We start from the raw sequence: 21,433 nt of genomic DNA on the forward strand, positions 1-21,433 counted from the left end.
ATGCGAACTGGGCCATATGCGGCGGCATAGGCGCTTGGGCCGGGATAATCCGGCCTTCTCGATGAATGAGACTGGTTGCGTCTGTTTTCCCTCTTCCCGACATATCGGCAAGGTGGCGAAAAAGCCCCGTGGCATGATGCCTGCGGGCACGACAGCGCTGCCGTGCGGACGATAATGTCCGCCCGCCTTGTCGTTTCATGACAATTTTCGACGGCAGGTTGCGCCCTGCCGCCATTGATGTTTGCGGCCAGGAGCCGCATGAAAGAAGAATATTTTGACCAATGAAAACACTTTGACCGGTAAGGACGCTGGGGAACTGAACGGTTTCGCCGCACTTGGAATTACCGGCGCACTGCTCAAGGCCACGAATGCCGCCGGCTTTACCGATCCGAAGCCGATCCAGGCCCAGGCGATCCCGCCGCAGCTCGAAGGCCGCGACATTTTCGGCATCGCCCAGACCGGCTCGGGCAAGACGGCGGCGTTCGCGCTGCCGATCCTGTCGAAGATCATCGCACTTGGCACCAAGCGCCGGCCGAAGACAGTCCGCGCACTGATCCTGGCGCCGACGCGCGAACTCGCCGTGCAGATCGAGGAGATGATCAAGCTGCTTGCCAAGGGCGCGCATGTCTCGACAGCGCTGGTGCTTGGCGGCGTCTCGCGCTTCAGCCAGGTGAAGAAGGTTGCGCCCGGCGTCGACATCCTGATCGCAACGCCAGGTCGGCTGACCGACCTGGTGCGTGAAGGCGACCTCGTGCTTGCCGACACCAAATGGCTGGTGCTGGATGAAGGCGACCGCATGCTCGACATGGGCTTCATCAACGACGTCAAGCGCATCGCCAGGGCGACGGCGCCGGACCGTCAGACGGTGCTGTTCTCGGCAACCATGCCGGCCGAAATCGCCGAACTGGCGAAAGGCCTGCTGAAGAACCCGATTCGCGTCGAAGTCGCTCCTCACAGCACCGCGGCCGCCGAGATCGTGCAGGGCGTCGTCTTTGCCCGCACCAAGCAGAAGCGTCAGGTGCTGGCCAACATGCTTGCCGACGAGGCGATGAAGTCCGTCATCATCTTTTCGCGCACCAAGCATGGCGCCGACAGGGTGACAAAGGATCTCGAGCGTGACGGCTTCAAGGCCGCCGTCATCCACGGCAACAAGTCGCAGAACGCTCGCCAGAAGGCACTCAACGATTTCCGCGAGGGTTCGGTGCGCATTCTCGTGGCGACCGACATTGCGGCGCGCGGCATCGACGTGCCGGGCATAAGCCATGTGGTGAATTTCGACCTGCCGGACGAGGCGGAGAGCTATGTCCACCGCATCGGCCGCACCGGCCGTAACGGCATGGACGGCATCGCCATCACGCTCTGCGACCCGTCCGAAAACAGCAAGCTGCGCCAGGTCGAGCGCATCATCCGCACCAAGCTGCCGATCGTTGCCGACCATCTCGGCAGCCCCGATCCGCAGCGCAATCCCGCCGAGAAGAACGAGCGCAGTTTCGAACCGGCCAATGATCGCAACGACCACAATGGCCGTCGCGACGGCAGGCGGCCCGGCGGCGCAAACAACGGCTTCGGCAAGAAGCGGTTCGGCGACAAGCCAGCCTTTGCGGGCGAGCGCAAGCCGGAAGGCGCCAAGCCCTTCAAGGGCAACAACAAGCGCCGCTTCGGCGGTAAGCGGCCGGCAGCGCGGGCCGCATAACCTGACCGTGTTGCGGTCGGCCAAGCTTGGCTTGGTCACTCACGATTGAAAAGGGCCACCCGAGTGATGCTCCGGTCGCCCTTTTGCTTTGAGGCCTTTGGTTTACTTCACCACCGCCTCGACCCACACGACAATCCGCTGCGCCAGGAAAGCCGTGGTCGATGGCGACAGCGCGTCACCCGCAATGACGTGGTTGTCGGGGTCGCCGGTATCGTCGACCGGCACCAATTCATGTGCGGCGCCCCAGCGAGCGGCGATTTCGCGGGTGCGATCTGGTCGTACCACCTTGTCCGAATCCGAAAAGATGAACAGGGCAGGGATGGACGTCTTCTCCACCGGCGCGCCGTAGGCAAGCTCTGTCAGCGCCGCCATCGGCAATGTCGCGGCGATCGGGTAGCGGTAGGTCCAGAACCTTTCATGCAGAGCGTTGCGCGGCACGAAGCCACGCTCCTTGCCGGCGACGAGCTCGGCGATCTGTCTGCCCCACGGTAGGGTCAGCAATTCGGCGCCGGAACCCTTGACGCCGAAATTCGGCGAGATGAATGCGATCGCCGCGACGCTGTTCGATGCGCTTGGCTGCGTCGCAGCCCACGCCGCCAGCGAGCCGCCTGTCGAGGTGGCTATGACGATCACCTTGTCGCCGATCGCCCGGCCGACGGCGAGCGCTTCCTCGTAGTCGTTGATCCAGGCGCTGACGCTGCCTTGCGTCATCGCGGCGCCGTCCTGTCCATGCCCCGTCAGGCGCGTGTAGAAAAGATTGGCGTCAAGCTGGTCGGCCACCTCGTCGGGCAATGGACGAATCTCGCCCTTCGACGCAGAAAAACCGTGGATGTAAACGATCGCGAATGGCGTCTTGGCATGGACCATCGGGTCGGCCCAGATGATTTCCTTGTCCAGCCCGTCGCGGATGCCGGGCACGGCCGCCTCCTGGCGCGCCAGATAGGCCTGCGGATCGTCGCCGATCACTGAGGGATCGAAACGGATTGTGGTTTCGACGAGGACGCGCGGACCAAGCGCCAAGGCCAGGACAAGGATGAGGACAAGCCCCAGCACCGCAAACATGATCCGTCGGCCCATCACGGATCCTATTCGACCGGTGGCTTGCGGTCGAAATTCAGCGGCCGCGCATTCCAGCGGGTGACCGTGCTGATCACCCATCGGCAGAACGGCCTCGGCAGTATCCTGAGCAGCTTCAGTGTCCAGCTCAGGCGGCGTGGGAAAGTGACTTCGAAGCCACCGCATTCGATGCCTCGCGCGATGCGGCGCGAGGCCAGATTGACCGGCATCAAGCCCGGCATCGGCAGGAAGTTCTTCTCGGTCAGCCGCGTGTCGACAAAGCCTGGATTCATCACCTGGATGCGGACGTTCATCTTGTCGAAATCATATTTCAGCGACTCGGCCAAGATATTGACTGCCGCCTTGGTGCCGCCATAGGCGGCGGTGGTGGGCCAGCCGAAATAGGCGGTGACCGAACCGATCAGCACGACATGGCCGCGCGAGCGCACGCGCATGCGTTCGATGACGGGCAGCAGGCCATTGATGATGCCGAAATAATTGACTTCGAAAGACCGACGAAAATTGCGCGCGACAAGATCCTCGCCCGGCGTTGCGATATAGCTTCCCGCGTTGAACACTGCCAACACGATCGGACCGAGATCTTTCTCGATCGCTGCAACCGTCTTTGCCATGCGTTTTTCGTCGGTCACGTCGCAGGGAAAGGCTACGACACGGCCCGCCATCTGCGCCGTTTCGACGATGAGCGTATCGATCGGATGGTCATCGGGCGCAGTCACCGCGACGACATAGCCCTGAGCGGCAAGATCCTTGGCCAGCGAACGGCCGATACCGCTGCTGCCGCCCGTAATCCAGGCGACGCCATGCTTCGGATTGGCCCGATAGAGTGTCATGCTGCGCCCCGCCGGCTCTTCTTAGCCTGTGCTCTAGCGGTGAAGAAATCGAATGAAAAGAGTGCTTTTCGGTACATGGTTGAAATGAATGCCGGCCGGGCGCGCCTGGCTGCAGCAATTGCAGTGTGCGAAATGCGACTGGACCAAGCAAATTCTTGCCTTGAAACCGAAGCTTCGGGTTTCTAGGGTTTCGCCGCACCCACAAAGGAATCTCCATGCCCCGTTCTGTGATCGACGTGATCGGCAACACGCCCCTGATCCGCCTCAACAAGGCCTCGGAAGCAACCGGCTGCGAGATTCTGGGCAAGGCCGAATTCATGAATCCCGGGCAGTCGGTCAAGGACCGCGCCGGCCTGTTCATAATCCGCGATGCGGAACAGCGCGGGCTGCTGCGGCCCGGCGGCGTCATCGTCGAAGGGACGGCCGGAAATACCGGCATCGGATTGACACTGGTTGCCAAGGCGCTCGGCTACCGCACGGTGATCGTCATTCCCGATACCCAGAGCCAGGAGAAGAAGGATACGATCAAACTGCTCGGCGCCGAGCTGATCGAAGTGCCAGCCGTGCCCTACAAGAACCCGAACAACTACGTGAAGCTGTCGGGCCGGCTGGCCGAGCAAATGGCGAAGACCGAGCCGAACGGCGCGATCTGGGCCAACCAGTTCGACAATGTCGCCAACCGCGACGGCCATATCCGCACCACAGCCGAAGAAATCTGGAACCAGACCGGCGGCAAGGTGGATGGTTTCGTGTCGGCGGTCGGTTCCGGCGGCACGCTGGCAGGCGTTGGCTTCGGGCTGAAGGCCAAGAACAGCCAGGTCAAGATCGCACTGGCCGATCCGCTGGGGGCTGCGCTCTATTCCTTCTACACCAGCGGCGAGTTGAAATCCGAGGGCAGTTCGATCACCGAAGGCATCGGGCAGGGGCGGATCACCGCCAACCTCCAAGGCTTTACACCCGATTTTGCCTTCCAGATCCCCGACGAGGACGCACTGCCGATCGTATTCGACCTGATCCAGGAGGAGGGACTTTGCGTTGGCGGTTCGACCGGTATCAACATTGCCGGCGCCATTCGCCTGGCGCGCGAGCTAGGCCCCGGCCAAACCATCGTGACCATGCTTTGCGACTACGGCACGCGCTATCAGTCGAAGCTGTTCAATCCTGAATTCCTGCGCGAAAAGAAGCTGCCGGTGCCGGGCTGGATGGAGCAACGGAGCACGATTTCGGTGCCGTTCGAAAGGGTCGCGTGATGGCGCACAAGACCGAAGCGCTGTTTCGTGACGACGCCTATCTGGGGACGGCCGACGCCACCGTCGTCGCAGTCAACGATCGCGGCGGCATCATTCTGGACCGGACCGTGTTTTACGCCACATCGGGCGGGCAGCCGGGCGACACTGGCAGCCTCGAACGCGCCGACGGCACCGGCATTGCGATTGCCGCTACGATCACCGGCGAAACCAAGGACGAGATCATCCATGTGCCGGCGCCGGAGCAGGCGGTTCCACGGTTGGGCGAGCGGATGAGGCTCGCCATCGACTGGCCGCGGCGGCAGCTGCTGATGCGGATGCACTCGGCCTGCCATCTGCTTACCGTCGTCTGTCCGTTCCCGATCACCGGTGCCGCGGTTTCCGAGGACGACAGCCGTATCGATTTCGACATCCCGGATGCCGGCTTCACCAAGGAAGACGTGACGGCCAGGCTGATGGAACTGGTGCGGGCCGACCACCCGATCTTCACCCGGCTGATCTCCGACGAGGAGCTGGCATCCAATCCAAGCCTGGTGAAATCCAAGAATGTGCGGCCGCCGGCCGGCACGGGAAAGATCAGGCTGGTCTGCATCGGCGAGAATGCTTCGGTCGACAGCCAGCCTTGCGGCGGTACCCATGTGAGGAGCACCGGCGAAATCGGCGAGATCCATATCGGCAAGATCGAGAAGAAGGGCCGCGAGAACCGGCGCTTCCGCATTCGCTTTGGCCCGATGCCGCCAGCCTGATATAGGACTGGGACAGGCGGGACAGGAGAGAAAAGATGGCCGACGACAGTCCTTTCACCATCGATGCCGATTGGTTGCAGAAGCGGCTCGGCGAGCCTGGGCTGACGATCGTCGACGCGTCCTGGTATCTGCCGGCGCAAAAGCGCGACGCGCGCGCCGAGTATGACGCAGCGCATATTCCAGGCGCCCGCTTCCTCGACCAGGATGCGGTTTCGGACCCCGACGCGGCTCTGCCTCACACGCTGCCGTCGCCGCAGCATTTTGCCCAATATGTCGGCGCGATGGGCATTTCGGCCGACGACACGATTGTTGTCTATGACGGGCCAGGGTTCTTTTCTGCACCGCGCGCCTGGTGGTTGTTTCGCGTTATGGGCGTGTTCCAGGTCTATATACTCGACGGCGGTTTCGATCGTTGGAAAGCCGCCGGACGGCCGGTGACGGCGGAGCCGACGAAGATCGCGCCTTGCGTGTTTTATGCCAACTTCGATGCCGCCCGCGTCGCCAGCCTTGCCGACATGCGCCGGATCGTCGAGACGGGGGAGAGCCAGATCGCCGACGCACGCTCGCCTGGCCGTTTTGCCGGCACCGAGCCGGAGCCGCGCCCCGGCATCCGCTCCGGCCACATGCCGGGCGCGCACAACGTGCCGTTTTCGGCGCTTTCGGAAAACGGCGAATTGCTGCCCAAGGACAGGCTGCGCAAAGTGATCGAGGAGGCCGGCATCGATCTGTCGAAGCCGGTCGTCACCTCCTGCGGTTCGGGGGTCACCGCGGCAGCCATCACGCTGGCCCTGGAGACGCTTGGCCATGCCGAAAACAGGCTTTACGACGGGTCATGGACGGAATGGGGTGGGCTTTCCGAAACGCCCGTCGTGACGGGCAAGGACCGACGGTGATGAAAAACGGAGCGCTGGAAGACATCGACGTCACCGTGACGTTTCTCGAAATGCATGTGCCGCCTGCCTATTCGCCGCCGCTGCCGTACAACCGCCAGATCGCGCTGCTCAAGACCAAAGACATTCCGCTGCATTTCTACCGCTATTTGATGGATCGGGTCGGCCGCAAATGGCACTGGGTCAACGTGCTGAGACTGAATGACGAGGAGCTTGCGGCGGGCATCCACCGCGAGGACCGCGACATCAGGGTGCTTTATCTCGACGGCGCGCCGGCCGGCTTCTTCGACCTCAAGCCGCATCTGCCGGAGGAAGTGGAACTCGCTTATTTCGGCATGATGGAGCACGCGACCGGGCAAGGCATTGGCCGCTGGTTCCTCGGTGCGGCAATCGCCGCAGCCTGGGCGCACGGACCCAAGCGGGTGACGGTGCAGACCTGCACCCTTGATCACCCAGCAGCCTTGCCGCTTTATCAAAAACTCGGCTTCACGCCGGTGGCGCAAAAAAAGGAGGTCGTACATCCGATGCCTTTTGCCGAGCGCGCGGCCAGCGTCATGCGGCCCTGATTTTCAGGCTCGTTCATCCAAGCTTCAGCTAGTCTTTGCCATCTTGTCGGCATCACAATGCGGCCGAGGGCCGAAGGAGAAAAGACATGCTGACCCGACGCACATTTGCCGCCGTGCTGGTTGCGGCACTCGCCATGCCGACCCTTGCCGTTGCCCAGGCGACCACGCCTTCGGCCGCCACGATCGAGCGCCAGCTTGAAGCCGCGCCCCGGGTGAAGCTGCGCCCGAATCAGCGCGTCACCATCCGCGAATTCAAGAAGCGGCCGGACTTGCGGCGCATGGCCCGCTCTATCGATATCCAGTCGATCAATTTCGCCTTCGGCTCGGCTGCCATTTCCGAATCGCAATACGCCAAGATCGAAAACATCGCCGATGCACTTCAGCGCATTCTGCGGCGCGATCCGGGTGCCCGCGTGCTGATCGAAGGCCATACCGATGCTGTGGGCTCCTTCCAGTCGAATCAGATTTTGTCCGAACAACGTGCCGCCTCGCTGAAGCGCACCTTGCTGCGTGAATTCGGTGTGCCGGGCTATGCGCTCGAAACCGTCGGCTACGGCGAGGAGTTCCTGCTCGTGCAGACGCAGAATGAGAACTGGCGAAATCGCCGGGTGACGCTGCGCCGCTTCGACGACTTCATCCGTTAAAATGATCTAGCCGTTCAGGGTCTGGATCAATATTCAAAGGCGAGCCCGACTTGAATGAGCCGGGCTCTTTCCATATCGCTGTCGTCTAAAAACCGATGGTGATGGAGGATCGCACGATGGCAATTCGCGTGGTAATGGCCGGCGCGACCGGTTGGGTCGGCAAGGCGCTGGTTCCGGCGATCGGGGCGCAAGGTGACATGGCGCTGGCCGGGGCTGTGTCACGTAGCGGCGCGGGGCAGGATTCCGGCCTGCTGGTTGGCATGCCGGCTAATGGTATCTCCGTTTCGGCCTCGCTGGCCGAGGCGCTGGAGGCGCCGTCGGACGTACTGGTCGACTTCACCAAGCCACATGTCGTGAAGGACCATGTGCTGCTCGCCATCGACAAGGGACGGCACGCTGTGATCGGCACATCGGGACTGGGTGCTGCCGACTATGCCGACATCGACGCCGCGGCGCGCGCCCACGGCGTCGGCGTCGTTGCCGCCGGCAACTTTTCCATCACCGCTACGCTGATGAAGCGGTTTGCACTTATGGCGGCAAAATACGTGCCGGATGTCGAGGTCATCGATTATGCCAGTGCAAAGAAGCCCGACGCGCCCTCCGGTACCGCGCGGGAACTTGCTGAAGCGCTGGCCGACATCCGCAAGGCTTCGACGGCAAAGCCGGTCTCCGAGGTCTCCGGCGTGCCGGCTACACGCGGTGCTGCGGTCGGCACGGGCGAGGGTGTGCAAGTGCACGCGCTTCGCCTGCCGTCCTACATCCTGTCCTGCGAGGCGTTGTTCGGCCTGCCAGACGAGCGGCTGACTATCCGCCACGACGCCGGCTCGTCCGCGGCGCCTTACGTGGCGGGCACGCTGCTCGCCATCAGACGGGTACAGCAGATCAAGGGTCTGGTTCGCGGTCTCGACGCGCTGATGGACTGATCCATTTCGGCAGGAATCGGGTGGGAAGCTTTGCATGGAAAGCATAATTTCCGGTCGACGCCACCGGAGATTCGTCATGACCGTAAAATTCAAAGCCTTGCCAACCGATGCGGTCCGCGCACTTCAGCGCGGCGGGCCTGATGCTTATGGCTTGAAGCCAGAGCGGAAGATTTCGGATGGCGACGGCGTGCCTTGCCGTCATTGCCTGAAGAATGTTGCTGCGGGAGAAGCCTATCTTGTTCTGGCCTATCGGCCTTTTTCTGAGCTGCAGCCTTATGCCGAAACCGGGCCGATCTTTCTGCATGCGGAGGAATGCGAACGCGCCGCCGAGGGGGAAACGCTTCCCGATATGCTCGAAAGCGGCGAATACATCGTGCGCGGCTACGGCAAGGACAACCGCATCGTCTATGGCAGCGGCGGCGTCATTCCGACCGATGCCATCGCGGCCCGGGCGGAGAGGTTGTTCGAAAGCGACGACATTGCTTACGTCCACATCCGCTCGGCCCGCAACAATTGCTATCAGTGTCGGATAGACCGCGTGTAACCGGATAGGCTGCACCGGCTTGGGCTGTCGTACTCCCGTCGTATTCTTGCGATAGAGAGGAATGGTCGATCGATTTGCCGACCGCGGATGAACCGGCGGAAATCTCGATAGCCGAGGAAGCGGGGCTTTGGCTCCGCTTTTTTGTTGTCGGGTTATTCCGCGCGCCCGACACTTTTCAGTTTTTCGACATAAGAAAAACCCGTCGGACGAAACCGACGGGCACTGGAGAGGCAGATTCGGACAGCTCAGGCCGCCAGAACGGCCTTCGGCTCGACCAGCTCATAGCCGAGTGCTTCGGCCACTGCGCGATTCGTGATCTTGCCCTTGTGGACGTTCAGCCCGTTGCGCAGATGGTGGTCGTCTACCAGCGCCTTGAGGCCCTTGTCGGCGAGCTGCAGGCCATAGTGCAGCGTCGCATTGTTGAGCGCGTGGGCCGATGTGACCGGCACCGCACCCGGCATGTTGGCGACGCAATAGTGGATGACGCCATCGACCGCATAGGTCGGCTCGGCATGGGTGGTGGCGTGCGAGGTCTCGAAGCAGCCGCCCTGGTCGATGGCGACGTCGACCAGCACGGCGCCTTTCTTCATGCCCGAGAGCATTTCGCGCGTCACCAGCTTGGGCGCGGCTGCCCCCGGGATCAGCACGGCGCCGACGACGATGTCAGCCGAAAAACATTCTTCCTCCAGCGCCTCGACGGTCGAGTAGCGGGTGTGGACGCGGCCTCCAAAGATATCGTCGAGCTGACGCAGGCGCGGGATCGAGCGGTCGATGATGGTGACGTCGGCGCCAAGCCCGGCAGCCATCCGTGCAGCATGCAGGCCGACGACGCCGCCACCGAGCACAGTGACCTTGCCGGGCAGCACGCCGGGCACGCCGCCAAGCAGCACACCGCGGCCGCCATTGGCCTTTTGCAGCGCCGTGGCCCCCGCCTGGATCGACAGGCGGCCGGCAACTTCCGACATCGGTGCCAAGAGCGGCAGGCCGCCGCGCTCGTCGGTGACGGTCTCGTAAGCTATTGCGGTGACGCCGGAGGCCAGCAGGCCCTTGGTCTGCTCCGGATCCGGGGCGAGATGCAGATAGGTGTAGAGGATCTGGCCGTCGCGGAGCTGAACCCATTCGTTGGGCTGCGGCTCCTTGACCTTCACGATCATGTCCGACTTGGCAAACACGTCGGCCGCCGTCTTGGCGATCGTGGCGCCGGCGGCGCGGTACGCGTTGTCGTCGGCTCCGATGCCGGCGCCGGCGCCGGTCTCGATCAGCACTTCATGGCCATGCGCGACATATTCGCGGACCGAGCCCGGTGTCAGGCCGACGCGGTATTCATGGTTCTTGATTTCCCGGGGGCAACCGACGCGCATCTTTTTTCTCCTGATCCGGCCCTTTTAGGGCCTGTTCCCTGTCTAGAGATAGTGAACCACGAATCGTTCGGGAAGTGTTTGCGAATGCGCTTGCCGAAGAGACTACTGTTCGATAATCGTTGCGCGAAACAGTAGAATTATCGCAGGAACCCGCAAAAATGCCGCTCGACAGGATTGATATCGCCATTCTCGAGACATTGCAGAAGGATGGGCGGATACCCAATGCAGCGCTCGCCGAAAAGGTCGGCCTGTCGCAGTCGGCCTGTTCGCGGCGGCTGGACAATCTGGAGAAATCCGGAACCATCCGCGGCTATCACGCCCGGCTGTCCAACGCCGCACTTGGGCACCAGATGACGGCGATCGTGCATATATCGCTGTCCGGGCAGTTCGAGAAAACGTTGTCGGATTTCGAAGCGGCGATAAAGCGCTGCCCGAACGTCCTGTCCTGCCATCTGATGTCGGGCGAGTATGATTACATCTTGCGCATCGCGGCGAAGGATCTCGTCGACTACGAACGCATCCACAAGGAGTGGCTTTCGGCAATGCCGCATGTGACGAAGATCAATTCGTCCTTTGCCTTGCGCGAAATCGTCGATCGCACGGCCGTTGGAATGAAGCCTGAGCTAGCCTAGGCCCTAGGCCCCAAACTCGCCTAAACGTTGAATGACTCGGTCACCACACGGTCCATCGGAATATCGTGCGGCTGCGGGTAGATGGTCACGATGCGCTGCAACTCGTAGCCGACGCCGACGACCAGCGGCTTGAACGGCATCGCGGCAAGCGTGCGATCGAAGAAGCCGCCGCCATAGCCCAGGCGAAAATGTCCGGGATCGATGCCGACGATCGGCGAAATGACGATGTCGGGCAGTACCGGATCGCCCTCGGCCGGTATCGGGATATTCCAGACGCCCTTCTCCAGCCGGTCTCCGTGGGTATAGGCGCGAAAGATAAGCGGCCGGTCTTTCTCCACGACAACGGGCAGCGCCGTGCGGCCACCTCGCGCGTTAACGGTTTCCATCCACGGGCGCAGGTCCGGCTCGCCGCGAAACGGCCAGTAGAGGCTGACCATGCGCCCGGCGATGTCGCCGATCACCGCATCGAGACCATCGGCAATGCGCTGCGACATGGCTGTGCGCATGTCGGCGGAAACGGCAAGGCGGGATGCGATCAACCGCTCGCGCTCGGCCCTGCGCCAGCGCCTGACATCGGTCCATTCGGATAGCGGCGCTTGGAACTCCGGATCGAGCTCGTGCATAAAACAAGGCGGCGAGGCGTACTGCCCTGAGCCTTCATCTTCATCCTTAGCCATGATTCACCTGCAATATACTGTTCCGACCAAGCCCTATCCGGGACGTAGGCTATATCCGGGAATGAGTCTGCAGCATGCGTATTCACGACATCAGGCGACGAGTCCCAGGCAGGTGCAGCGCAGGCATTGCTGCACTGCACAAGGATACTTACATCAGCCTTGGCGAGAGGGATGAGTGAGATGAACACAGCCAACCATCACGTCGTCGTCGTAGGCGCCGGATTCGGCGGCCTCGAATTCACCCGCGCACTTACTGGCGCGCCGGTGCGCATCACCATGATCGATAGGCGCAATCATCACCTCTTTCAGCCGCTACTCTACCAGGTGGCGACGACGGCGCTGGCAACCTCCGAAGTCGCCTGGCCGATCCGCCATCTCCTGCGCAAACGCAAGGACGTGACGACGCTGCTTGCGACCGTGACTGGCATCGACCGCACCGGCAAGCGCGTGCTGCTGCAGGATGGCGGAGCGGTCGCCTACGACACGCTGCTGCTGGCCACCGGTGCGCGGCACGCCTATTTCGGCCATGACGAATGGGAGCCGTTCGCGCCGGGCCTGAAGACGCTGGAGGACGCCACCACCATCCGACGGCGTATTCTTTTGGCTTTCGAGCAGGCCGAGCGGGAAACCGATCCCGCCAAGCGCCAGGCACTGCTGACGCTGGCGATCGTCGGCGGCGGGCCGACCGGCGTGGAATTGGCCGGCACGATTGCCGAACTGGCGCATGACACGATGCGCGGCGAGTTCCGCAACATCGACACGCGCGAGACGCGTGTGGTGCTGATTGAGGCCGGCGACCGCGTTCTTGCCAATTTCGCGCCGGAGCTCTCCGTTTATGCAATGAAGGCGCTCGGACGACTCGGCGTGACCGTCGAACTCGGCCGGGCGGTTACACGCTGCGATGCCGAGGGTGTCGTCTTCGGCGACAGGCATTTGCCGGCCAGGACAATTCTTTGGGCGGCGGGCGTCGCCGCTTCGCCGGCCGCCGAATGGCTCGGCACGGCAGCCGACCGCGCGGGCAGGGTGCTTGTCGAGCCCGACCTCACTGTGCCGGGAAACCCGGAGATTTTCGTCATCGGTGACGCAGCACACGTCCTGCGGCCGGATGGCCGGCTGGTGCCGGGCGTCGCGCCCGCCGCCAAGCAGCAGGGACGGCACGTCGCCGCGACGATCAAGGCCAGGCTCGCCGGCGACACAACGGTACGTCCGTTCCGCTACAGGCATGACGGCGATTTGGCGACGATCGGCAAGCGCGCCGCGGCCATCGATTTCGGCTGGATCAAGCTCACCGGCCGGCTTGCCTGGTGGCTATGGGGCTTGGCGCATATCTACTTCCTGATCGGCTTCCGTAACCGGCTTGCGGTTTCCCTGAGCTGGCTATGGATCTACTTCACCGGTCAGCGCAGCGCGCGATTGATCACCCAGGGCGACGACGACAAGGGCTGATTGTTCGCTGCCGGACATTCATCAGCGCGTCACCTCCTCTTGATGGAATCGACTTCTGGACTCGGCTGGATTTCGGCGCGAAGCTTTGCTTCGGGCAGGACTTGTCACGTCGTGGAAGAAAGAGAAACGAATGTCCCAATTGCGCCACCTCGTCTCACGCCGCGATTTCCTCGCCGGCGTCGCCACCGGTGGAGCGCTGATCATGCTGCACCCGTTCTCCGCCCGGGCTCAAGCCAATCAGTCGCATCTGAGGATTATGGAGACGACCGACATCCACGTGAACGTGCTGCCTTACGATTACTACGCCGACAAAGCTAACGACACGATGGGGCTGTCGCGAACGGCATCATTGATTGAAGCCGTGCGCAAGGAAGCAACCAACGCGATGCTGATCGACAATGGCGACCTTTTGCAAGGCAACCCGATGGGCGACTACATCGCCTACGAGAGGGGCATGAAGGACGGCGATCTGCATCCGGTGATGAAGGGCATGAACCTGCTCGGCTACGAATGCTCGACGCTCGGCAACCACGAGTTCAACTACGGCCTGTCGTTCATGGACAAGGTGCTGGCCGGTGCCAATTTCCCGTTTGTCTGCGCGAATTTGATCCGCGGCACGGAGCTTGCCGCGAACCCGCGCGACGACAAGCTTTATCTCAAACCTTTCGTCATCCTCGACAGGAAGATCAAAGACGGGTCGGGCGCCGAGCAGCCGATCAGGATCGGCATCATCGGCTTCGTGCCGCCGCAGATCATGGTCTGGGATCTGAAAAATCTCGAGGGCAGCGTCAAGACGCGCGACATCGTCGAGGCGGCCAAGGCGTGGGTGCCGCAGATGAAGGAAGAAGGCGCCGACATCATCATTGCGCTCTCCCATTCTGGCATCGACGTGAAGCAAGGCGACATGATGGAGAATGCCTCCTTCTTCGTTGCCGGCGTCGAAGGTATCGATGCTGTGTTCACCGGCCACCAGCATCTGGTCTTCCCTGGCAAGAAGGACTTTCAGTCGCTGGAAGCCGTCGATACGGCGAAAGGCACGTTGCAAGGTAAGCCCGCCGTCATGGCCGGCTTCTGGGGCTCGCATATGGGGCTGATCGATCTGTTGCTGGAGCGCGACGGATCGACATGGAAAATCGTCTCGGCGACCTCTGAGGCCAGGCCTATCTTTGAGCGGGTCGACAAGACGAACAAGCCGATCGTCGCTGACTACCAGCGCATCGTCGACGCGCTCAAACAGGACCACGAGGCGACGCTTGCCTATGTGCGTCGGCCGGTCGGCAAAACCTCGGCGCCGCTCTATTCCTATTTTGCGCTGGTCGCCGACGATCCATCGGTGCAGATCGTGAGCCAGGCGCAGACCTGGTACTTGAAGGACATCCTGAAGAACACCGAATGGAAGGATATGCCGCTGCTGTCGGCGGCGGCACCATTCAAGGCGGGCGGGCGCAACGGCGCCGACTATTACACCGACGTGCCGGTAGGCGATATCGCCATAAAGAACGTCGCCGACCTCTATCTCTATCCAAACACGGTGCGCGCCGTCGAAATCACGGGGGCAGAGGTGAAGGAATGGCTGGAAATGTCGGCCGGCATCTTCAACCGGATCGAGCCGGGCAAAGCTGACCAGGCGCTCATCAACACCGACTTCCCGTCTTATAATTTCGACGTGATCGACGGCGTCACCTACCGGATCGACCTGTCGCAGCCACCGAAATATGATTCGAAGGGCGGGCTGGTGAACGCCGGCTCGAACCGCATCATTGACTTGATGTTCGACGGCAAACCAATTGATCCCATGCGGAAATTCGTCGTCGCAACCAACAACTACCGGGCCGGCGGCGGCGGCAATTTCCCGGAGATCAATGCCTCGAAGATCATCTACGAAGCGCCCGACACCAACCGCGACGTGATCGTGCGCTATATCGTCAGCAAAGGCACCATCAACCCGTCGGCGGATGCCAACTGGTCGTTTGCGCCGCTGCCGGAAACCAGCGTCGTGTTCGAGACCGGCGCCAAGGCGAGAGAATTTATTGCGCAAGTGAAGTCGCTGAAGATCGAGCCGGCGGGCGAGGGCGAAGCGGGGTTTTCCAAATACCGCATCACTCTTTGAGGCGAGGATTTGAGCGTCGGCTCGAAACTGTCTCAGCGTTAAGATACTGTCCCGATACGGCCGATCCGTTTGAGGCAGGCAGCCTCTTCAGGCAGGTGGTGCGAAACGCCGCTTGACGGCAGGCATGACCAGATCCAGCGCATCCGTCGAAATCCCACCGGAATAATCGTCCGGCAGTTGGTCGATCGAGGCGGGGTCGTCGAGGCCTTGTGAAAAGCCGCCGCCGGAATAGGGACCGAGCAGGTAGACGCGGCTGCCGACGCTGTCCATACGGTCGAGAAAACGGCCGGGCCAGCCCCACGTCCACTTTGCGACATTGACGGGGATGAGCAAGGTGCCCTGGCGGCAGGCATCCGGAACGTAGCCACTCCAGCCGAGCGCAGCATAGCGAAGAATGCAGCGCGTCAGGGATGCGCGGCTCAGCGTATGCATGTCCGGCAACGCTGCCTTCACTGCTTCTATAGGCCTGTCGCCGCCATAGACCGTCAGATTGGCGCGCTCGGCCGGCGTCAATGTGGCGAGCCAGGCGGCCAGCATCTCGCCTTCCTTGGGATCGTTGCTTTTGATGTTGATATTAAAACGCCGGTTCGGGAAGCGCTGCAAGACTTCATCCAGCGACGGCATCATGCCGACACCCTTGCCGCGAAACGGAAAGGTCTTGCCGCCATCGGCAGTGTAGCCATAACCGATATCGAGCGTCTTCAATTCGGACATCGCATGGCGGCGCGTTTCTCCCTTGCCGTTGGTGCGACAATCCAGCGTCCAATCGTGGAAGACGGCGAACTTGCCGTCCGTAGTGGGATGGACATCGAGTTCGAGCGCGTCCGCACCGAGCGCGAAGGCGGCTTCCATCGAGGGTATCGTGTTTTCGAGGAAGGAATGGCGCGGCGTCAGCATGCGATCGGCCGTGCATGTTTCCGATCCGAGGTTCGTACGGTCGAAATCCTGAGCCAGGCCGCGATGGGCAAGCACCGAAGGGGTGACGGCCGGCCGGCTCGACAGCAGCGAAGTGTTGTTGAGCCAGATGCCGCCTGCAGCGACAAGAACTGCAATGAGGGAGATCGTCCGTTTTCGCATGGTATGATTCCTGAAGCGGTCGTCGAAGCCGAGCGGGGTTATCTTTCCAAGCCGCCTGCAGCGGTAGCGCCAGTTTGGCCAGCAAGCATCGCAGCAGACAGACCAAAGACCGTTAAAATTCGGGGAGGGTCCCAGCAGAGCCGGAATCACTATGGTTGTAACCACCCATATGCGCTAGTTTTAGCCATGCGTTATGTCATCATCATCACGACCGTCACCTTCTTCCTGATCTGGGACGGCATTTACAACCAAGGCCGCTACCTCGACAGGACCATCAGGGAGGTGACCCGCGTCGTGCACTATGTAACCAGTATGGTGTAGTTTCTCTTCTTCGCCACGGTTCGCCGACGCGACATCCTGCCGATTGACGGCACGCTCCCGCTGACACAAAAGAACGCCGGTCCAACGGTCGAGGAGGCTGGGTTGATCCGGCATATCGTTTTCTTCAGCGCGCGTCGTAAAGTGGACGTCGAGGCGGTGCGTACGGGTCTGCTGGCGCTCGGCAAGATACCCCACTCGCGCCGTTTCGAGGTGACGCTCAACACCAAGGTCGACCCGCTCTCGGATGAAATCGATGTGGTCGTCTACGCCGAGTTCGAAGACGAGGCAGCGCTCGCCGCCTACAAGGCGCATCCGCTCTATGCAGAGACCACCAGCCGGGTAAAACCGCTGCGCGAATTGCGTTATTCGGCCGATATAGTGGCAAGTTGACCGCCCTAAGGCAGATTTCACGTCGCGGAGCGGGGCCGCGCCGCAGCCCGATTCATTCCGTCTGAGCCGCGGAGGTCTCGGTCGGATCGACGCCCGGCCGCTTTGGCGCGTTCCAGACCAGCACGGCGATAACTGCTATCGCAATAACGGCCAGGGCAATGAAAAGGTCTCTTCCCCTGGCAATGAGCTAGGATGATTTTTGACGGCGGCAAGTCGGCTCCTCGCGGCCGGGCACTGCGATCGCCGCCGAGGTGCCGGCTAAGCCCTTGAACCATTTTCAGGAATGAGGCACACCGCGCGGGACATGACCGAGAACACCCCCGCAAGCCCTCATCCGCTCGATCACCTGGTGTTGCCGACCGCGAGCCTCGATGTTGCGCGGGCGCGCTTGACCTTGCTCGGCTTTACCGTTGCGCCGACGGGTATCCATCCCTTCGGAACGGAAAACTGTTGTGTCTTCCTCACCGACGGTACCTATCTCGAGCCGCTCGCGGTCGCCGACCGACAGGCCGTGGCAACGGCGATCGCGAACCGCAATGTCTTTGTCGCGCGGGATCACACCTATCGCGAAAGAAACGGTGATGAAGGATTTTCTGCCGTGGTGCTGGGCACCGAAAGCGCCGCCGCGGACCACGCGCGCTTCATCGAAGCCGGACTGTCGGCGGGAGACATGCTCAGCTTTTCGCGCGCCTTCGCTGATGCGACAGGAAAGAGCGACACCGCATCATTCAAGCTTGCCTTCGCGGCTCTAGGCAAGGCAACGGACGCTTTTCTCTTCGCCTGCGAACGGATCAATGCGCCGAAGGTCGACCGCACCGCTTTGCAGGCCCACGCTAATGGCGCAACCGGCATTGTCGAAGTCGTGGCAGTCAGCCGCGAACCTTCCGAACAAGGCCATGTGATTTCGATCGCAGCCGGGATGGAGGCGCAGAGCGGCACTGTCTATAAGCTGCCGAATGCCGCTGTGACCGTTCTGGATCCTGCAGCCTTTGCGGCACGCTTCGGCATTCCCGCCGGCGCGCCGTCTGAACTCCGCTTTGCTGGGATCGTCTTTTCGATTAGGCACTGCGACACCGTCGCAAAGCTGCTTGCAGCCAATTCCGTCGAACACGACATACGCGGCGGTGATATCATCGTGTCGCCGGCGCCAGGGCAGGGCGCGGCCTTCATTTTCCGGGAGATCGCATGAACAAGCTCAATCCTCTGATGCCAAATTCTTCCGTTGCGATCGGAAAGGTCATTTTCGGCAACAGCGCGCCCCTATCGCTGATCGCCGGTCCATGCCAGCTGGAATCGCGGCAGCACGCTTTCGACATGGCCGGTGCGCTGAAGGAATTGACCGAACGGCTCGGCATCGGGCTCGTCTACAAGACCAGCTACGACAAGGCCAATCGCACCTCGCTTGGCGGCACGCGCGGTGCGGGACTTGAAGCGGCAATGCCGATCTTCGACGATTTGCGCAAGAATTTTTCGCTGCCGATCCTGACCGACGTCCACACTGAGGAACAATGCGCGATCGTCGCGCCGCATGTCGACATTCTGCAGATTCCTGCCTTCCTCAGCCGGCAGACCGATTTGCTGATTGCTGCGGCAAGAACCGGCAAGGTGGTCAATGTAAAGAAGGGCCAATTCCTCGCGCCATGGGACATGAAGAACGTCGTCGCCAAGATCACCGGCTCCGGCAACGCCAATGTCTTGGTGACCGAGCGCGGCGCATCCTTTGGTTACAACACCTTGGTGTCCGACATGAGGGCGCTGCCGATCATGGCCGAGATCGGCGCGCCGGTCATTTTCGATGCCACTCATTCGGTGCAGCAGCCGGGCGGGCAGGGCGGTTCGTCTGGGGGCGACCGGCGCTTTGTCGAGACGCTGGCGCGCGCGGCTGTCGCGGTTGGCGTCGCCGGCGTCTTCATCGAGACGCACCAGGACCCCGACAACGCGCCTTCCGACGGCCCCAACATGGTGCCGCTAAAGGATCTTCCCGCATTGCTTGAACGGCTGATGGCGTTCGATCGCATCGCCAAGAGCGTGGGTTGAACCAGCAGTTGCGCCACAGCAGCGTCGCCAAGAAAACTTTGAAGAATTTCGAACCTGTCTGGAACCTTAGCCCGCGGCCCTCATTGTCAAAATCTAATGTCAACGACGACGAGGAGCACACCATGACGACCCAGACGGGACACACCGAAGCCATTGCCGCTTCGCGGGTTATCGGCACATCGGTCTACAACACGGAAGGCACTCATATCGGCGACATTGAGGACGTCATGCTCGACAAATTGTCGAACGGAATCATGTTCGCCGTGATCGGTTTTGGCGGATTTCTCGGCATTGGCGAGAAATACCACGCCATTCCGTGGGCGAGCCTTGATTATGATGAGAACAGGGGTGGCTATGTCGTGCCGTTCACCAAAGACCAGCTGATGGCCGCTCCTTCCTACTCGATCAACGAGCTGACCGGCGCCGACGGCGAGGCTGCACGTGACGCCTCATACAACTACTACAAGGTCGAGCCTTACTGGCACTGACTAAGTCTCCTGGAATCAAAAAGGCCCCCGGGAAATCGGGGGCCTTTCGATGTGGCGGGATGCTACTGCGCAATTTGCAGGGCCGGCAAAGGCGACGATCCCTGCGGGGGTTGCTGATTGTCGCACGACGTCAGGAACGCAGCCGCAATCAGGAACAAACTCACAATACCGCTCAACTGGGACATGGCGAAACTCCTCCTGTTTCGCCCCGCGCGACAACAGCCATAAACCAGAAACCGGCATGCCGCGCATGACAAATGATGACAGCGCTTTGTGCTTCGTGAATCCCAAGAGCGGCAATGGGCGCACGAGCAATATTTGCAAGTGCCCCGATTGCGTTTTGCAGCGCTTTGGCTAAGAGGTGCGCGACGCTTCAATCGATCAATCGGGGACATCGCAATGACGGCCATCATCGACATTGTCGGGCGTGAAATCCTGGACAGCCGCGGAAATCCGACCGTCGAGGTCGACGTCGTGCTCGAAGACGGCTCAATGGGCCGCGCCGCGGTGCCGTCCGGCGCATCGACCGGCGCGCATGAGGCGGTCGAACTGCGCGACGGCGGCCCCCGCTATCTCGGCAAGGGCGTGCTCAGGGCGGTTGAGGCAGTGAACGGCGAGCTGTTCGAGGCGATCGGCGGCATGGAGGCCGAGAATCAGATCCACATCGACCAAACCATGATCGAGCTCGATGGTACGCCCAACAAGAGCCGGCTCGGCGCCAATGCCATTCTCGGTGTGTCGCTGGCCGTGGCCAAGGCCGCGGCCGAAGCGGCCGGCCTGCCGCTCTACCGTTATGTCGGCGGCACCAAGGCGCATGTGCTGCCGGTGCCGATGATGAACATCATCAACGGCGGTGCGCATGCCGACAACCCGATCGATTTCCAGGAATTCATGATTCTGCCGATCGGCGCGCCGACGCTGCGCGATGGCGTGCGCTGGGGCTCGGAGATATTCCACACGCTGCGGAAGAGGCTGAAGGATGCCGGCCATAACACCAATGTCGGCGACGAGGGCGGCTTTGCCCCCAACCTGAAAAGCGCGCCGGCCGCGCTCGACTTCATCATGGAATCGATCGAGAAGGCCGGCTTCAGGCCAGGCGAGGAGGTCGCACTCGGACTCGACTGCGCGGCGACCGAGTTCTTCAAGGACGGCAACTACGTCTATGAAGGCGAGAAGAAGACCCGCGACCCGAAGGCGCAAGCCAAATATCTGGCCAAGCTCGCTGCCGACTACCCGATCATCACCATCGAGGACGGCCTGGCCGAGGACGACTGGGACGGCTGGAAAATGCTGACCGACCTCATCGGCAAGCAAACGCAGCTGGTTGGCGACGATCTGTTCGTCACCAACACGGCGCGGTTGCGCGACGGCATCCGCATGGGTGTCGCCAATTCGATCCTGGTCAAGGTCAACCAGATCGGCTCGCTTACCGAAACGCTCGACGCCGTCGAGACCGCGCACAAGGCCGGCTATACCGCGGTGATGTCGCACCGCTCGGGCGAGACCGAGGATTCGACCATCGCCGACCTCGCCGTTGCCACCAATTGCGGGCAGATCAAGACTGGCTCGCTGTCACGCTCGGACCGCATGGCCAAGTACAACCAGCTCATCCGCATCGAAGAGGAGCTCGGCAAGCAGGCGCGGTATGCCGGCAAGTCGATCGTTAAAAGCTGATTTTCGACAGAAAATCCGAGCGAGCGAGGGCGGGGACATTCCCGCCCTTTTGCTTTCAGG

Annotated in this window: 22 protein-coding genes; 17 read left to right on the forward strand and 5 right to left on the reverse strand. The window is 61.8% G+C overall.

Features of this window, described 5'->3' with window-relative positions:
* Window positions 1-274: 274 nt before the first annotated feature.
* Window positions 275-1,693 carry a DEAD/DEAH box helicase gene (locus tag NKH71_RS10180; RefSeq protein WP_352791619.1) on the forward strand — a complete coding sequence of 473 codons (1,419 nt, stop codon included), beginning with the start codon at window positions 275-277 and terminating at the stop codon, window positions 1,691-1,693.
* A gap of 102 nt (window positions 1,694-1,795) precedes the next feature.
* On the opposite strand, the gene NKH71_RS10185 is transcribed toward NKH71_RS10180, so the two are convergent.
* Both NKH71_RS10185 and NKH71_RS10190 read right to left on the reverse strand, forming a co-directional pair.
* Window positions 1,796-2,770, reverse strand: a complete 975-nt coding sequence (locus NKH71_RS10185) for an alpha/beta hydrolase (RefSeq protein ID WP_352789933.1) — start codon at window positions 2,768-2,770, stop codon at window positions 1,796-1,798.
* 8 nt (window positions 2,771-2,778) lie between these two features.
* Entirely contained in the window at window positions 2,779-3,600 is an 822-nt protein-coding gene (locus tag NKH71_RS10190; RefSeq protein WP_352482520.1) for an SDR family oxidoreductase, read from the reverse strand.
* A gap of 215 nt (window positions 3,601-3,815) precedes the next feature.
* Here NKH71_RS10190 and NKH71_RS10195 point away from each other — a divergent pair, with 215 nt between their 5' ends.
* The 7 genes from NKH71_RS10195 to NKH71_RS10225 all read left to right on the forward strand — a co-directional run bounded on the left by NKH71_RS10195 (window position 3,816) and on the right by NKH71_RS10225 (window position 9,160).
* Window positions 3,816-4,850 carry a cysteine synthase A gene (locus NKH71_RS10195; protein ID WP_023717544.1) on the forward strand — a complete coding sequence of 345 codons (1,035 nt, stop codon included), beginning with the start codon at window positions 3,816-3,818 and terminating at the stop codon, window positions 4,848-4,850.
* A complete protein-coding gene (locus NKH71_RS10200) occupies window positions 4,850-5,593 on the forward strand; it encodes an alanyl-tRNA editing protein (protein WP_023717545.1) in 744 nt (247 codons plus the stop codon). Before NKH71_RS10195 ends, NKH71_RS10200 begins: the two co-directional genes overlap by 1 nt.
* A 35-nt stretch (window positions 5,594-5,628) precedes the next feature.
* Window positions 5,629-6,486, forward strand: a complete 858-nt coding sequence (gene sseA / locus NKH71_RS10205) for a 3-mercaptopyruvate sulfurtransferase (RefSeq protein WP_352789936.1) — start codon at window positions 5,629-5,631, stop codon at window positions 6,484-6,486.
* Window positions 6,486-7,049 (forward strand): GNAT family N-acetyltransferase, encoded by a 564-nt coding sequence (locus NKH71_RS10210; protein WP_023717547.1) that lies wholly within the window; start codon window positions 6,486-6,488, stop codon window positions 7,047-7,049. The genes sseA and NKH71_RS10210 overlap by 1 nt, the downstream gene beginning before the upstream one ends.
* An 86-nt stretch (window positions 7,050-7,135) precedes the next feature.
* Window positions 7,136-7,693, forward strand: coding sequence for an OmpA family protein (locus NKH71_RS10215; protein WP_352789938.1), 558 nt, complete (start codon window positions 7,136-7,138; stop codon window positions 7,691-7,693).
* Between the two features lie 116 nt (window positions 7,694-7,809).
* Complete coding sequence (dapB, locus tag NKH71_RS10220) at window positions 7,810-8,616, forward strand: 4-hydroxy-tetrahydrodipicolinate reductase (protein WP_352496512.1); 807 nt, start codon at window positions 7,810-7,812, stop codon at window positions 8,614-8,616.
* Between the two features lie 76 nt (window positions 8,617-8,692).
* The gene (locus NKH71_RS10225; RefSeq protein WP_352789940.1) at window positions 8,693-9,160 is read left to right on the forward strand and encodes a DUF1203 domain-containing protein; all 468 of its coding nucleotides are present in this window, start codon (window positions 8,693-8,695) and stop codon (window positions 9,158-9,160) included.
* Window positions 9,161-9,405: 245 nt separating this feature from the next.
* Here NKH71_RS10225 and ald read toward each other — a convergent pair whose 3' ends face one another.
* The gene (gene ald / locus NKH71_RS10230) at window positions 9,406-10,521 is read right to left on the reverse strand and encodes an alanine dehydrogenase (protein ID WP_023717551.1); all 1,116 of its coding nucleotides are present in this window, start codon (window positions 10,519-10,521) and stop codon (window positions 9,406-9,408) included.
* Window positions 10,522-10,679: 158 nt separating this feature from the next.
* Here ald and NKH71_RS10235 point away from each other — a divergent pair, with 158 nt between their 5' ends.
* Window positions 10,680-11,153 carry an Lrp/AsnC family transcriptional regulator gene (locus NKH71_RS10235; RefSeq protein ID WP_023675099.1) on the forward strand — a complete coding sequence of 158 codons (474 nt, stop codon included), beginning with the start codon at window positions 10,680-10,682 and terminating at the stop codon, window positions 11,151-11,153.
* A 20-nt stretch (window positions 11,154-11,173) separates the two neighbouring features.
* Here the strand turns inward: NKH71_RS10235 and NKH71_RS10240 are convergent, their stop codons facing one another.
* Window positions 11,174-11,830 (reverse strand): 5-formyltetrahydrofolate cyclo-ligase, encoded by a 657-nt coding sequence (locus NKH71_RS10240; protein ID WP_023717552.1) that lies wholly within the window; start codon window positions 11,828-11,830, stop codon window positions 11,174-11,176.
* A 180-nt stretch (window positions 11,831-12,010) separates the two neighbouring features.
* Between NKH71_RS10240 and NKH71_RS10245 the strand changes: the two genes are divergently transcribed.
* Together NKH71_RS10245 and NKH71_RS10250 are read left to right on the forward strand one after the other, a co-directional pair.
* Window positions 12,011-13,276 (forward strand): NAD(P)/FAD-dependent oxidoreductase, encoded by a 1,266-nt coding sequence (locus NKH71_RS10245; protein WP_352894846.1) that lies wholly within the window; start codon window positions 12,011-12,013, stop codon window positions 13,274-13,276.
* A gap of 130 nt (window positions 13,277-13,406) precedes the next feature.
* Window positions 13,407-15,386: a bifunctional 2',3'-cyclic-nucleotide 2'-phosphodiesterase/3'-nucleotidase gene (locus NKH71_RS10250; RefSeq protein WP_352789947.1), complete on the forward strand. Its 1,980-nt coding sequence runs from the start codon at window positions 13,407-13,409 to the stop codon at window positions 15,384-15,386.
* An 87-nt stretch (window positions 15,387-15,473) separates the two neighbouring features.
* On the opposite strand, the gene NKH71_RS10255 is transcribed toward NKH71_RS10250, so the two are convergent.
* The gene (locus NKH71_RS10255; protein WP_352789949.1) at window positions 15,474-16,463 is read right to left on the reverse strand and encodes a glycerophosphodiester phosphodiesterase family protein; all 990 of its coding nucleotides are present in this window, start codon (window positions 16,461-16,463) and stop codon (window positions 15,474-15,476) included.
* A 186-nt stretch (window positions 16,464-16,649) separates the two neighbouring features.
* On the opposite strand from NKH71_RS10255, the gene NKH71_RS10260 reads away from it, so the two are divergent.
* From NKH71_RS10260 to eno, 6 genes are all read left to right on the forward strand, one after another.
* Window positions 16,650-16,784, forward strand: coding sequence for a hypothetical protein (locus NKH71_RS10260; RefSeq protein ID WP_023675095.1), 135 nt, complete (start codon window positions 16,650-16,652; stop codon window positions 16,782-16,784).
* A 102-nt stretch (window positions 16,785-16,886) separates the two neighbouring features.
* Window positions 16,887-17,174 (forward strand): Dabb family protein, encoded by a 288-nt coding sequence (locus NKH71_RS10265; RefSeq protein WP_023717556.1) that lies wholly within the window; start codon window positions 16,887-16,889, stop codon window positions 17,172-17,174.
* A gap of 304 nt (window positions 17,175-17,478) precedes the next feature.
* Window positions 17,479-18,363, forward strand: coding sequence for a VOC family protein (locus NKH71_RS10270; RefSeq protein ID WP_023717557.1), 885 nt, complete (start codon window positions 17,479-17,481; stop codon window positions 18,361-18,363).
* Window positions 18,360-19,211: a 3-deoxy-8-phosphooctulonate synthase gene (gene kdsA, locus NKH71_RS10275; RefSeq protein WP_031193559.1), complete on the forward strand. Its 852-nt coding sequence runs from the start codon at window positions 18,360-18,362 to the stop codon at window positions 19,209-19,211. The genes NKH71_RS10270 and kdsA overlap by 4 nt, the downstream gene beginning before the upstream one ends.
* Window positions 19,212-19,333: 122 nt before the next feature.
* Window positions 19,334-19,699, forward strand: a complete 366-nt coding sequence (locus NKH71_RS10280; RefSeq protein WP_023717559.1) for a PRC-barrel domain-containing protein — start codon at window positions 19,334-19,336, stop codon at window positions 19,697-19,699.
* A gap of 399 nt (window positions 19,700-20,098) precedes the next feature.
* Window positions 20,099-21,373, forward strand: coding sequence for a phosphopyruvate hydratase (eno, locus tag NKH71_RS10285; RefSeq protein ID WP_023717560.1), 1,275 nt, complete (start codon window positions 20,099-20,101; stop codon window positions 21,371-21,373).
* Window positions 21,374-21,433: the final 60 nt, after the last annotated feature.

It is taken from the genome of Mesorhizobium sp. M0983, from assembly GCF_040318975.1.
Lineage (GTDB): Bacteria > Pseudomonadota > Alphaproteobacteria > Rhizobiales > Rhizobiaceae > Mesorhizobium.

What these genes read in the sequence shown, in the direction of transcription:
- NKH71_RS10215 (WP_352789938.1), top strand. Translation starts at nt 7,136, where the DNA reads ATGCTGACCCGACGCACATTTGCCGCCGTGCTGGTTGCGGCACTCGCC.
- ald (WP_023717551.1), bottom strand. Translation starts at nt 10,521, where the DNA reads ATGCGCGTCGGTTGCCCCCGGGAAATCAAGAACCATGAATACCGCGTC.
- NKH71_RS10185 (WP_352789933.1), bottom strand. Translation starts at nt 2,770, where the DNA reads ATGGGCCGACGGATCATGTTTGCGGTGCTGGGGCTTGTCCTCATCCTT.
- NKH71_RS10240 (WP_023717552.1), bottom strand. Translation starts at nt 11,830, where the DNA reads ATGGCTAAGGATGAAGATGAAGGCTCAGGGCAGTACGCCTCGCCGCCT.
- NKH71_RS10210 (WP_023717547.1), top strand. Translation starts at nt 6,486, where the DNA reads ATGAAAAACGGAGCGCTGGAAGACATCGACGTCACCGTGACGTTTCTC.
- sseA (WP_352789936.1), top strand. Translation starts at nt 5,629, where the DNA reads ATGGCCGACGACAGTCCTTTCACCATCGATGCCGATTGGTTGCAGAAG.
- NKH71_RS10200 (WP_023717545.1), top strand. Translation starts at nt 4,850, where the DNA reads ATGGCGCACAAGACCGAAGCGCTGTTTCGTGACGACGCCTATCTGGGG.
- NKH71_RS10195 (WP_023717544.1), top strand. Translation starts at nt 3,816, where the DNA reads ATGCCCCGTTCTGTGATCGACGTGATCGGCAACACGCCCCTGATCCGC.
- dapB (WP_352496512.1), top strand. Translation starts at nt 7,810, where the DNA reads ATGGCAATTCGCGTGGTAATGGCCGGCGCGACCGGTTGGGTCGGCAAG.
- eno (WP_023717560.1), top strand. Translation starts at nt 20,099, where the DNA reads ATGACGGCCATCATCGACATTGTCGGGCGTGAAATCCTGGACAGCCGC.
- NKH71_RS10260 (WP_023675095.1), top strand. Translation starts at nt 16,650, where the DNA reads ATGCGTTATGTCATCATCATCACGACCGTCACCTTCTTCCTGATCTGG.
- NKH71_RS10255 (WP_352789949.1), bottom strand. Translation starts at nt 16,463, where the DNA reads ATGCGAAAACGGACGATCTCCCTCATTGCAGTTCTTGTCGCTGCAGGC.
- NKH71_RS10190 (WP_352482520.1), bottom strand. Translation starts at nt 3,600, where the DNA reads ATGACACTCTATCGGGCCAATCCGAAGCATGGCGTCGCCTGGATTACG.
- NKH71_RS10245 (WP_352894846.1), top strand. Translation starts at nt 12,011, where the DNA reads ATGAACACAGCCAACCATCACGTCGTCGTCGTAGGCGCCGGATTCGGC.
- NKH71_RS10280 (WP_023717559.1), top strand. Translation starts at nt 19,334, where the DNA reads ATGACGACCCAGACGGGACACACCGAAGCCATTGCCGCTTCGCGGGTT.
- NKH71_RS10250 (WP_352789947.1), top strand. Translation starts at nt 13,407, where the DNA reads ATGTCCCAATTGCGCCACCTCGTCTCACGCCGCGATTTCCTCGCCGGC.
- NKH71_RS10270 (WP_023717557.1), top strand. Translation starts at nt 17,479, where the DNA reads ATGACCGAGAACACCCCCGCAAGCCCTCATCCGCTCGATCACCTGGTG.
- kdsA (WP_031193559.1), top strand. Translation starts at nt 18,360, where the DNA reads ATGAACAAGCTCAATCCTCTGATGCCAAATTCTTCCGTTGCGATCGGA.
- NKH71_RS10225 (WP_352789940.1), top strand. Translation starts at nt 8,693, where the DNA reads ATGACCGTAAAATTCAAAGCCTTGCCAACCGATGCGGTCCGCGCACTT.
- NKH71_RS10235 (WP_023675099.1), top strand. Translation starts at nt 10,680, where the DNA reads ATGCCGCTCGACAGGATTGATATCGCCATTCTCGAGACATTGCAGAAG.